Origin of the sequence: Mycolicibacter algericus DSM 45454, from assembly GCF_002086455.1 — a bacterium.
Classification (GTDB): Bacteria; Actinomycetota; Actinomycetes; order Mycobacteriales; family Mycobacteriaceae; genus Mycobacterium; species Mycobacterium algericum.
Genome location: NZ_MVHC01000014.1, coordinates 37,163 through 49,063 on the forward strand (window position 1 = coordinate 37,163; position 11,901 = coordinate 49,063).

Annotated in this window: 9 protein-coding genes; all 9 read left to right on the plus strand. The window is 68.4% G+C overall.

Annotation, left to right across the window (positions count from 1 at the left end):
• The first annotated feature begins 46 nt into the window (after positions 1-46).
• The 9 genes from BST10_RS13960 (at position 47) to BST10_RS14000 (ending at position 11,837) form a co-directional block, all read left to right on the plus strand.
• Complete coding sequence (locus BST10_RS13960) at positions 47-3,769, plus strand: nitrate reductase subunit alpha (protein WP_083038394.1); 3,723 nt, start codon at positions 47-49, stop codon at positions 3,767-3,769.
• Positions 3,770-3,771: 2 nt separating this feature from the next.
• Positions 3,772-5,382, plus strand: a complete 1,611-nt coding sequence (gene narH / locus BST10_RS13965; RefSeq protein ID WP_083038396.1) for a nitrate reductase subunit beta — start codon at positions 3,772-3,774, stop codon at positions 5,380-5,382.
• Positions 5,379-6,047, plus strand: a complete 669-nt coding sequence (gene narJ, locus BST10_RS13970; RefSeq protein ID WP_083038397.1) for a nitrate reductase molybdenum cofactor assembly chaperone — start codon at positions 5,379-5,381, stop codon at positions 6,045-6,047. The genes narH and narJ overlap by 4 nt, the downstream gene beginning before the upstream one ends.
• On the plus strand, positions 6,044-6,793 hold the full coding sequence (narI, locus tag BST10_RS13975) for a respiratory nitrate reductase subunit gamma (protein ID WP_013828094.1): 750 nt from the start codon (positions 6,044-6,046) through the stop codon (positions 6,791-6,793). The genes narJ and narI overlap by 4 nt, the downstream gene beginning before the upstream one ends.
• Positions 6,790-7,116, plus strand: a complete 327-nt coding sequence (locus tag BST10_RS13980; protein WP_013828095.1) for a DUF732 domain-containing protein — start codon at positions 6,790-6,792, stop codon at positions 7,114-7,116. The genes narI and BST10_RS13980 overlap by 4 nt, the downstream gene beginning before the upstream one ends.
• A 30-nt stretch (positions 7,117-7,146) precedes the next feature.
• Positions 7,147-7,533, plus strand: coding sequence for a RidA family protein (locus BST10_RS13985; RefSeq protein ID WP_083038399.1), 387 nt, complete (start codon positions 7,147-7,149; stop codon positions 7,531-7,533).
• Between the two features lie 39 nt (positions 7,534-7,572).
• Positions 7,573-7,962 (plus strand): MarR family winged helix-turn-helix transcriptional regulator, encoded by a 390-nt coding sequence (locus BST10_RS13990; RefSeq protein ID WP_083038400.1) that lies wholly within the window; start codon positions 7,573-7,575, stop codon positions 7,960-7,962.
• 63 nt (positions 7,963-8,025) lie between these two features.
• Positions 8,026-9,909, plus strand: a complete 1,884-nt coding sequence (typA, locus tag BST10_RS13995; RefSeq protein WP_083038402.1) for a translational GTPase TypA — start codon at positions 8,026-8,028, stop codon at positions 9,907-9,909.
• Between the two features lie 23 nt (positions 9,910-9,932).
• Positions 9,933-11,837 (plus strand): ABC transporter family substrate-binding protein, encoded by a 1,905-nt coding sequence (locus tag BST10_RS14000; protein ID WP_193374417.1) that lies wholly within the window; start codon positions 9,933-9,935, stop codon positions 11,835-11,837.
• Positions 11,838-11,901 lie beyond the last annotated feature (64 nt).

Consider the following 11,901-nt stretch of genomic DNA (forward strand, 5'->3'; position numbering starts at 1 on the left):
GCCACCTGAACCGCTTGAGTGCGGCGACCCGCTAAGGAGTACCCGGATGACACTCGCAAAGCCGCCCACTCCCCGTATCGGCGGCCCGCTTGAAGAACTGCTGGAACGCAGCGGTCGATTCTTCACGCCGGGGGAGGTCTCCGCCGACCTGCGCACGGTCACCCGCCGGGGCGGCCGCGAGGCCGACAGCTTCTACCGGGACCGCTGGAGCCACGACAAGGTGGTCCGCTCCACCCACGGGGTCAACTGCACCGGATCGTGCTCGTGGAAGATCTTCGTCAAGGACGGGATCATCACCTGGGAGAACCAGGCGACGGACTATCCCTCGGTGGGGCCGGATCGGCCCGAATACGAACCCCGCGGCTGCCCACGCGGCGCGTCCTTCTCCTGGTACTCCTACTCACCGACCCGCATCCGCTACCCGTACGCCCGGGGACCGCTGGTGCAGATGTTCCGGGAGGCCAAGGCCCGCCTGGGTGACCCGGTGCTGGCCTGGGCCGACATCCAGGCCGACCCGGAACGCCGCCGCCGCTACCAGCAGGCCCGCGGCATGGGCGGCCTGGTTCGGGTCAGCTGGGCCGAAGCCACCGAGATGATCGCGGCCGCCCACGTGCACACCATCAAGAGCTACGGCCCGGACCGGATCGCCGGGTTCTCGCCGATTCCGGCGATGTCCATGGTGTCGTTCGCCGCCGGATCGCGGTTCATCCAGCTGCTCGGCGGGGTGATGACGTCGTTCTACGACTGGTACGCCGACCTGCCGGTCGCCTCCCCGCAGGTGTTCGGCGACCAGACCGACGTGCCGGAATCCGGCGACTGGTGGGATGCGGCCTACCTGATGATGTGGGGCTCCAACGTCCCGATCACCCGCACCCCCGACGCGCACTGGATGGCCGAAGTGCGCTACCGCGGCACCAAGGTGGTCAGCGTCAGCCCCGACTACGCCGACAACACCAAGTTCGCCGACGAGTGGATGCCGTGCGCTGCCGGCACCGATGGCGCGCTGGCCATGTCGATGGGCCACGTCATCCTCTCCGAGTGCTACGTCAAGCAAGAGGTGCCGTTCTTCACCGACTACGTGCGTCGCTATACCGATCTGCCGTTCCTGATCAAGCTGGAGGAGCGCGACGGCCGGCTGGTGCCGGGCAAGAACCTGACCGCCGCCGATCTGGGTGGGGCGGCGGCGGCATCGGAGAATGCCGCGTTCAAGCCGGCCCTGCTGGATGAAAGCACCGACAGCGTTGTGGTGCCGAACGGCTCGTTGGGCTACCGCTGGGGCGACGAGGGGATCGGCAAGTGGAACCTGGACCTCGGTGAGGTGCGCCCGGCCTTGACCGTGCTGGATACCACGGAGCGCAACGGCCACCGGCGGACCGCGTTGGTGTCGCTGCCCGGCTTCGACGCCGTGGACGGCCACGGCACCGTCGTCGAGCGGGGGGTGCCGGTCCGTCAGGTCGGCGAGCACCTGGTCTGCACAGTCTTCGACCTGATGCTGGCCAACTACTCGGTGGGCCGGCCCGGGCTGCCCGGCGAATGGCCCACCGGATACGACGACGGCACGCAGGTCAACACCCCGGCCTGGCAGGAGCCGATCACCGGGGTCTCGGCCTCCCAGGCGATCCGGATTGCACGCGAATTCGCCCGCAACGCAGAGGAATCCGGCGGGCGGTCGATGATCATCATGGGCAGCGGGATCTGCCAGTGGTTCCACGGCGACGCCACCTATCGGGCGGTGCTGGCGCTGCTGATGCTCACCGGGTCGATGGGCCGCAACGGCGGCGGCTGGGCACACTATGTCGGTCAGGAGAAGGTGCGGCCGCTCACCGGCTGGCAGACCATGGCCGCGGGCAATGACTGGTCGCGGCCGCCGCGCCAGGTACCCGGCACCTCCTACTGGTATGCCCACACCGACCAGTGGCGCTACGACGGCTACGGGGCGGACAAGCTGACCACCCCGGTGGGCCGCGGCCGCTTCGCCGGCAAGCACACCATGGACATCCTGGCCTCGGCGACCGCGATGGGCTGGAGCCCGTTCTACCCGCAGTTCGACAAGTCCAGCCTGCAGGTCGCCGACGAGGCCGAGGCCGCCGGCCGCGACGCCGGAGAGTACGTCGCCGAGCAGCTCGCCGCCGGTGAGCTCAAGCTGTCGGTGACCGACCCCGACAACCCGGTGAACTGGCCGCGGGTGCTGACGGTGTGGCGGGCCAACCTGATCGGTGCATCCGGCAAGGGCGGGGAGTACTTCCTCAAGCACCTGTTGGGCACCGACGCCAGCGTGCTCGGCGAGCCGCCGGCCGACGGTGTGAAACCGCAGGACGTCCGCTGGGACAACGACATTCCCGAAGGCAAGCTCGACCTGCTGATGTCGATCGATTTTCGGATGACCTCGACCACGCTGATGTCCGATGTCGTGCTGCCTGCCGCGACCTGGTATGAGAAGGCCGACCTGTCGTCCACCGACATGCACCCCTATGTGCACTCGTTCGCCGCGGCGATCGACCCGCCGTGGGAGACCCGCAGCGACTACGACGCTTTCGGCGCGATCGCCCGGACCTTCAGCGGGCTGGCCAAAAAGCACCTGGGTGTCCGCAACGACGTGGTGCTGACCGCGATGCTGCACGACACCGCCGACGCGATGGCCTATCCCGAAGGGAGCGAACGCGATTGGCTGCGCACCGGTGAAACACCCGTTCCGGGCAAGACGATGCCCAAAGTCACCGTGGTGGAACGGGATTACGCCGCGATCCACGACAAGTGGCAGACGTTGGGCCCGCTGGTCGAGACCCTGGGGCTGACCACCAAGGGCTACACCGTGTTCCCGCATGAGGAGGTCGAGGACCTGGCCGGCCGGTTCGGGGTGATGAAGTCCGGTGCCGGACAGGGCCGCCCGGCACTGACCACGGCCACCCGGATGGCCGACACGGTGCTGGCGTTGTCGGGCACTACCAACGGCCGGATCGCCACGGAGGGCTTCCGTGAGCTGGAGAAGCGCACCGGTCAGCGGCTGGCGCACCTGTCCGAGGGCAGCGAGGAGAAGCGGATCACCTACGCCGACACCCAGGCCCGTCCGGTGCCGGTGGTCACCAGCCCGGAGTGGTCCGGCAGCGAGACCGGTGGCCGGCGTTACGCGCCCTTCACGATCAACATCGAGTGCCTCAAGCCGTTCCACACCCTGACCGGACGGATGCACTTCTACACCGCGCACGACTGGATCGAGGAGCTCGGCGAGCACATGCCGGTGTATCGCCCACCGCTGGACATGGCTCGGCTGTTCGACGCCCCCGAACTCGGTGAGGTCGGCGACGGCATCGGGATCACCGTGCGGTATCTGACCCCCCACTCGAAGTGGTCGTTCCACTCCACCTACCAGGACAACCTGTACATGCTGTCGCTGTCGCGCGGCGGGCCGACCATGTGGATGAGCCCGGGCGACGCCGCGAAAATCGGTGTGAAGGACAACGATTGGATCGAGGCGGTCAACGTCAACGGCATCTTCGTCGGCCGGGCGATCGTGAGCCAGCGGATGCCGGACGGGGTGGTGTTCGTCTACCACGTCCAAGAGCGCACCGTGGACACCCCGCGCTCAGAGACCAACAACAAGCGCGGCGGCACCCACAACTCGCTGACCCGGATCCGGGTCAAGCCCAGTCACCTCGCCGGCGGCTACGGCCAGCACGCGTTCGCGTTCAACTACCTGGGCCCGACCGGCAACCAGCGCGACGAGGTGACGGTGGTGCGGCGTCGTCGCAACCAGGACGTGAGGTACTGAGCATGAAAGTAATGGCGCAGATGGCCATGGTGATGAACCTGGACAAATGTATCGGCTGCCACACCTGCTCGGTGACCTGCAAACAGGCCTGGACCAACCGCGAGGGCACCGAGTACGTGTGGTTCAACAACGTCGAAACCCGCCCCGGTGGTGGGTATCCGCGCACCTACGAAGACCAGAGCCGCTGGAAGGGCGGCTGGACGCTGGACAAAAAGGGCCGGCTGCGGCTGCTGGCGGGCGGCCGCGTCCACAAGCTGCTGAACATCTTCGCCAACCCCAACCTGCCCGGCTTGAAGGACTACTACGAGCCGTGGACCTACGACTACGAGAACCTCACGTCGGCCCCACTGGGGGACACCATCCCGGTGGCCGCGCCGCGGAGTTCGATCACCGGCGACCCGATGAACATCGAGTGGGGGCCCAACTGGGACGACAACCTCGCCGGCTCGCCGGAGAACCTGGTCAACGACCCGATCCTGGCCAAGGTCAGCGACCAGGTCAAAAGCGAGTTCGAAGAAACCTTCATGTTCTACCTGCCGCGGATCTGCGAGCACTGCCTGAATCCGTCGTGTGTGGCGTCGTGCCCGACCGGCGCGATCTACAAGCGCGAGGAAGACGGCATCGTGCTGGTCGATCAGGACCGCTGCCGCGGCTGGCGGCTGTGCGTGTCGGGCTGCCCGTACAAGAAGGTGTACTTCAACCACAAGACCGGCAAGGCCGAGAAGTGTCACTTCTGCTATCCCCGCATCGAGGTCGGGCTGCCGACCGTCTGCTCGGAGACCTGTGTGGGCAGGCTGCGCTACATCGGGCTGGTGCTCTACGACGCCGACAAGGTGCTCGAAGCGGCGTCGGTGGAGAAAGACACCGACCTCTATGAAGCCCAGTGCGGCGTATTCCTGGACCCGACCGACCCCGAGGTGATCGCCGGCGCACGCGCCGAGGGGATCTCCGACACCTGGATCGAGGCCGCGCAGCGGTCGCCGATCTACGCGCTGATCAACACCTACAAGGTGGCGCTACCGCTGCACCCGGAATACCGGACCATGCCGATGGTCTGGTACGTCCCGCCGCTGTCGCCGGTCGTCGACGCCGTCAGCCGCGACGGGCACGACGGCGAAGACCTGGGCAACCTGTTCGGGGCGCTGGAGGCGCTGCGCATCCCGATGGCCTACCTCGCCGAACTGTTCACCGCCGGCGACACCGCTGTCATCGAAGACGTGCTGCGACGGCTGGCGGCGATGCGCTCCTACATGCGCGACATCAGCCTGGGCCGTGACACCCAGCCGCACATCCCCGCCTCGGTCGGCATGACCGAAGAGCAGATGTACAACATGTACCGACTGCTTGCGATCGCTAAATACGAAGAGCGGTACGTGATTCCGACCGCCTACAGCCAGCAGGCCCACGAACTCGAACACATGGGATGCTCCATCACCGGCGGCCCCAACGGGTACGAGGACGACCCGTTCGTGAGCGCCGACGGCGAGTCGGGGTCGTCGTTTCACCTGGTCGAGAACGGTGGGCACGCCCAACGGCCGCGGGGCCGGACCAACCTGCTCAACTGGGGCGGCGGCGATCAGGCGGTGCCCGAGATGTTCCCGGAGCACCGGTGAAGCGGTTCATCCGGTCGCTGCGGCGGCAGCCCGGCGGGCCGTCCGACCGGGCGGTGTGGCAGGCCGCGTCGTTGCTGCTGGCCTATCCCGACGAGCAGCTGCACCAGCGACTCGATACCGTCGACGCGCTGCTCGTCCACGCCGATGAGGCACCGGCTGGCCTGTTGGCGCGCACCGTGACCGCGCTGCGCGCATCGGACCCGATGGCCGCGGCCGTCGATTACGTCGAAACCTTCGACATGCGACGTCGTTCGACGTTGTTTCTGACCTACTGGACCGGTGGGGACACCCGCAACCGGGGGATGCAGATGTTGGCGTTCGCCACCGCCTACCGCGACGCCGGCGCCGAGCCGCCGCCCGGGGAGGCACCCGATCACCTGCCGGTGGTGCTGGAGTTCGCCGCGCAGGTCGATCCGCAGGCCGGACGCCGACTGCTGCTGGCGCACCGGGTGCCGATCGACGTGCTGCACAAGTCGCTGACCGACGCCGGGTCACCGTATGCCCACACCATCGCCGCGGTGTGCCACACGCTGCCGGCGGCAACCGATCAGGAGGTACGGAACGTGAGCGAGCTGATGACGTCCGGCCCGCCGGCCGAAGCCGTTGGGCTGCAGCCGTACTCGGCGACCGTTGTGCTGGGGATGCCGAAGGTGCCGACCCGATGACGCATATAGCGATCGTCAGCACCGCGGAGCTGTGGTGGGACATCGTGCCCTACTTCGTGCTGGCCATCGCGGGCGTGGCCACCTGGTGGCGCTACAAATACGACAAGTTCGGCTGGACCACCCGCTCGTCGCAGCTGTATGAGTCCAAGCTGCTGCGCATCGGCAGCCCGATGTTTCACTTCGGCAGCTTCGTGGTGATCATGGGCCACATCATGGGACTGTTCGTCCCGGAGTCCTGGACCCGCGCGCTGGGAATGAGCGACCGCGTCTATCACCTGCAGGCGTTGATCCTCGGCCTTCCCGCCGGTATAGCCACGCTGGTCGGCGTCGGGTTGTTGATCTATCGCCGCCGCACCGAACGGTCGGTGTTCAAGGCGACCAGCGTCAACGACAAGCTGATGTACGCGGTGCTGGGGTGTGCGCTGGTGGCGGGCATGTGTTGCACGCTGTTGGGCACCACCGCCTACGGTGAGGAGCACGACTACCGGCAGACGGTGTCGGTCTGGTTCCGGTCGATCTTCACCCTTGACCCGCGAGGAGACCTGATGTTGCAGGCCCCGATCTACTTCCAGGTGCACGTGCTGATCGCGTTTATCCTGTTCGCGCTGTGGCCGTTCACCCGTCTGGTGCACGCGTTCAGCGCGCCGATCGGCTATCTGTTCCGGCCTTACATCGTCTACCGCAGCCGCGATTACGCGAAGAAGAATCAGCCGATGGGCTCCCGGGCGCCGAGGCGGGGCTGGTGAAGGCCCTCGCCGCGCCGCTGGGGGCGCTGCTGATGCTGGTGGCGGCCGGGCCCGCGCAGGCCGATCCGGCCGATGTCGACACCGACTTCTTGGCGGCCCTGCAGGCGGCCGGCATCACCTACAACCGCCCGGATCAGGCCATCGTCACCGCGAAAATGGTGTGCAGGTTCATCGCGGAGGGCAAACCGAGCCCCGAGGTGCTCGACGGCCTCAAGGAGCGCAATCCCGGACTGACGACCGAGCACGGGAGCATGTTCGTCGGGATCGCGGCACACTCCTACTGCCCGGACCAGCTGGTGCAGAACCCGGTTCCGGCCCCCTAGGGGCACGGCTGAACGGCGCGAGGAGATCCCATGGTCCGCACCGTGATTCCGGCGTGGATGCAACCGATGTACGACGCCTATCACTTCGCGCCTGCGGTCATCGACGGCGAGTACCTGCGCTGCTCGGGCATGATCGGCTTTCGTCCCGACCTGACCGTGCCCGAAAATCTGACCGAGCAGTTCACCCTGGCTTTTGAGAATCTGCGCGGCCTGCTGGCCGAGGTGGGGCTCACCTTCGCCGACGTGACGGAGATGACCACCTACCACGTCGGCCTCGCCGCGCACTTCGACGAGTTCTGCGCGGTCAAGGACGCCTTCCTGCGCGAGCCGTACCCGGCGTGGACCGCGGTCGGGATTTCCGAATTGGCGGCCCCGGGGGCCGCGCTCGAGGTACGGGTCACCGCACGGCTGCGCTGATTTCCGCGCGAGCCAGCCGATCAGCATAAAGTTACCGGCGTGGCCCTGCCTGACGACGTCTACACCCGGCTGCTCACGTTCCGGACCCGACTGCGGCGCTTCGAGCGGTGGAGCGCCGACCAGGCCCAAGCCGCCGGGCTCACCCCGGCGCAGCACCAATTGCTGCTGGCGATCCGCGGGCACGCCGACTCGCGGGGGCCGACGGTCGGTGACATCGCGGAGTACCTGCTGTTGCGCCACCACAGCGCCGGGGAGCTGATCCAGCGTGCCGAGGCGGCCGGATTGGTCATCCGGGTCCGCGACAACGAGGACCAGCGGGTGATCCGGCTGCAGCTCACCGAGACGGCGGCGCAGTGCCTCCAAGCGCTGACCGAACTGCACCTCGAAGAGCTGGAGCGGTTCAGCGCCGAGTCCCCGCTGGGCCTGTGACAGCCACTGTGAGATAGCTTTCACGTTTTCGCGATTGGCAGGTTGCGCTGGCAGAATCGCCCGGTGAACTTTCGTAACGTCGCCATCGTCGCGCACGTAGACCACGGCAAGACCACGCTGGTCGACGCGATGCTGCGCCAGTCCGGCGCGCTGGCCGAACGTGGCGAGGCGCAAGAGCGGGTGATGGACTCCGGTGACCTGGAGCGCGAAAAGGGCATCACGATCCTGGCCAAGAACACGGCCGTGCACCGTCACCACGCCGACGGGACCGTCACCGTCATCAATGTGATCGACACGCCGGGCCACGCCGACTTCGGTGGCGAGGTGGAGCGCGGGCTGTCCATGGTCGACGGGGTGGTCCTGCTGGTCGACGCCTCCGAGGGGCCGCTGCCCCAGACCAGGTTCGTGCTGCGCAAGGCGCTGGCCGCGCACCTGCCGGTGATCCTGGTGGTCAACAAGACCGACCGTCCCGACGCCCGAATCGCCGAGGTGGTCGAGGCCAGCCACGACCTGCTGCTCGATGTGGCCAGTGACCTCGACGACGAGGCGCAGGCCGCCGCCGAGCACGCGCTGGGACTGCCGACGCTGTACGCCTCGGGGCGTGCCGGGGTGGCCAGCACCACCGCACCCGCCGACGGCTCCGTCCCCGATGGGGAGAACCTCGACCCACTGTTCGACGTGCTGTTCGAGCACGTGCCGCCGCCGTCGGGCGACCCGGACGCGCCGTTGCAGGCACTGGTCACCAACCTCGACGCCTCGGCGTTTTTGGGACGGCTCGCGCTGATCCGCGTCGCCAACGGCCGGATCCGCAAGGGGCAGCAGGTCGCCTGGCTGCGCGAGGTCGACGGCGAGCCGGTGACCACCACGGCCAAGATCACCGAGTTGCTGGTCACCGAGGGGGTGGAGCGCACCCCGACCGAGGAGGCCTGCGCCGGCGACATCGTCGCCGTCGCCGGGATCGGCGAGATCATGATCGGCGACACCCTGGCGGACCCCGCCGACCCTGTCGCGTTGCCGCGCATCACCGTCGACGAGCCGGCGATCTCGGTGACGATCGGCACCAACACCTCCCCGCTGGCGGGCAAGGTCTCCGGGCACAAGCTGACCGCCCGCATGGTGAAGACCCGGCTGGACACTGAGCTGATCGGCAATGTCTCGGTGCGCGTGGTGGACATCGGGCGCCCCGACGCCTGGGAGGTCCAGGGCCGCGGCGAACTGGCGCTGGCGATCCTGGTCGAGCAGATGCGCCGGGAGGGCTTCGAGCTGACCGTCGGCAAGCCGCAGGTGGTGACCAAGAAGATCGACGGCAAGGTGCACGAACCGTTCGAGCACCTGACCGTCGACTGCCCCGAGGAGTACGTGGGCGCTATCACCCAACTGGCGGCGGCACGCAAGGGCCGGATGACCGAGATGGCCAACCACACCACCGGTTGGGTGCGGATGGAGTTCATCATCCCCAGCCGCGGGCTGATCGGCTGGCGCACCGACTTCCTGACCGAGACCCGCGGCACCGGTATCGCCAACGCGGTCTTCGACGGCTACCAGCCGTGGGCCGGCGAGATCCGCGCCCGGCACACCGGCTCGCTGGTCTCCGACCGGCCCGGGTCCATCACGCCGTTCGCGCTGATCCAGTTGTCCGACCGCGGCCAGTTCTTCGTCGAGCCGGGCCAGGACACCTACCAGGGCATGGTGGTGGGGATCAATCCCCGCGCCGAGGACCTGGACATCAACGTCACCAAAGAGAAGAAACTGACCAACATGCGGTCCTCGACGGCCGATGTGATGGAGACGTTGGCTCGCCCGATCGAGCTGGACCTGGAGCAGGCGATGGAGTTCTGCGCCGTCGACGAGTGCGTCGAGGTCACCCCCGAGGTGGTGCGGGTGCGCAAGGTCGAGCTGGACTCGACGTTGCGGGCGCGCAGCCGCGCCCGGGCCAAGAACCTATAGATTTGGGCCGCCCGGATACCCTGGTGGCCGTGCCGAAGCCCGTCCGCTGTCCCCGTGTGATGGCGGGAGCACTGGCTTCGGTGATGCTGCTGGTGTTGACGCAGCTCACGGCGGCGTGCACCGTCAACCCGCCGCCGGCGCCGCAGAGTACCGAGACGCCGAAGAGCACCGCGCCTCCGCCGAAACGGGTCAGCCAGATCATCATGGGCATCGACTCGATCGGCGCCGGCTTCAACCCGCATCTTCGCTCCGACCTGTCAGCGGTCACCGCGGCCATCAGCGCCCTGGTGTTGCCCAGCGCCTTCCGGCCGATCCCCGACGCCGGCACGCCGACCGGTTCACGCTGGGAGATGGACCCCACCCTGTTGGTGTCGGCCGCGGTGACCGCCGAGGCGCCGTTCACGGTGACCTACCGGATCCGACCGGAGGCGTCCTGGACCGACAACGCACCCATCGCCGCCGACGACTTCTGGTACCTGTGGCAGCAGATGGTCAGCCAGCCGGGCGTCGTCGACCCGGCCGGTTATGACCTGATCACCGGCGTGCACTCGGTCGAGGGCGGCAAACAGGTGGTGGTCACCTTCGCCAAGCCGTACCCGGCGTGGCGGGAGCTGTTCAGCAACATCCTGCCCGCGCACATCGTCAAGGACGTGCCCGGCGGCTTCCCGGCCGGACTGGCCCGCGCGCTGCCGGTCACCGGCGGCCAGTTCCGGGTGGAGAACATCGATCCGCAGCGCGACGCGATCCTGCTCGCCCGCAACGACCGCTACTGGGGCCCGCCGGCCAAACCGGACCTGGTGCTGTTCCGCCGGGCCGGGTCGCCGGCTGCGCTGGCCGACTCCATCCGAAACGGCGACACCCAGGTGGCCCAGGTGCACGGCGGTTCGGCGGCCTTCGCCCAACTGTCGGTGATCCCGGGTGTGCAGACCTCGCGGGTGGTCACACCGCGGGTGATGCAGTTGGCGTTGCGGGCCGGACAACCCAAGCTGGCCGACGTGCGGGTCCGCCGGGCGGTCCTGGGACTGCTCGACGTCGGGTTGCTGGCCACCGTGGGTGCCGGCAGCGACAACACCGTCACCCTGGCGCAGGCCCAGATCCGCGCCCCCAGCGACCCCGGCTACGTGCCGACCGCGCCGCCGGCCATGTCCGATTCGGCGGCGCTCGCGCTGCTGCAGGCGGCCGGTTACCGCGTCGAAAAGGATGCGCCGCCGTCCGCGCTGGTCCCCCCGGCGGGCGCCGAGCCCGCCCCGCCGCATCCGCCCGAGATCACCCGCGGGCGGATCAGCAAGGACGGCGAACAACTGTCGCTGGTCATCGGGGTGGCGGCCAACGATCCGACCTCGGTGGCGGTCGCCAACACCGCCGCGGACCAACTGCGCAACGTCGGCATCGCCGCGACCGTGTTGCCGCTGGACCCGGTGAAGCTCTACCGGGAGGCGCTGGTGACCCATCAGGTCGATGCCATCGTCGGCTGGCAGCAGGCCGGGGGCGATCTGGCGACGCTGCTGGCATCGCGATACGGCTGCATCGCGCTGGAGTCCACCACCGTGCCGACGTCCAGCGGCCCCGCCCCCGCCCCGGTTCCGGCGCCATCGTCACCGCCGGTCACGGGATCGCCGACGCCGACGTCGCAGGCGCCGCCGCGCCCGGCCGGATCGGGCGCGTTGGTGCAGGCTCCGTCGAACGTCACCGGCGTCTGCGACCACGGCATCCAGACCGAGATCGACGCGGCGCTCGACGGCGGCAAGACCATCGGTGAGGTGATCTCGGCGGTCGAACCCCGGCTGTGGAGCATGGCGACGGTGCTGCCGATCTTGCAGGACACCACGATCGTGGCCGTGGGTCCGAGCGTGGCGAACGTCAGCCTGACGGGAGCGGTGCCGGTCGGGATCGTCGGTGACGCCGGAACCTGGGTGAAGCGGCCCTGACGCGTCGGCGGCATCGACCGCGGCGGTGCAAACCCGAAGAACAGGCGAAGCAAATACTTCCGGT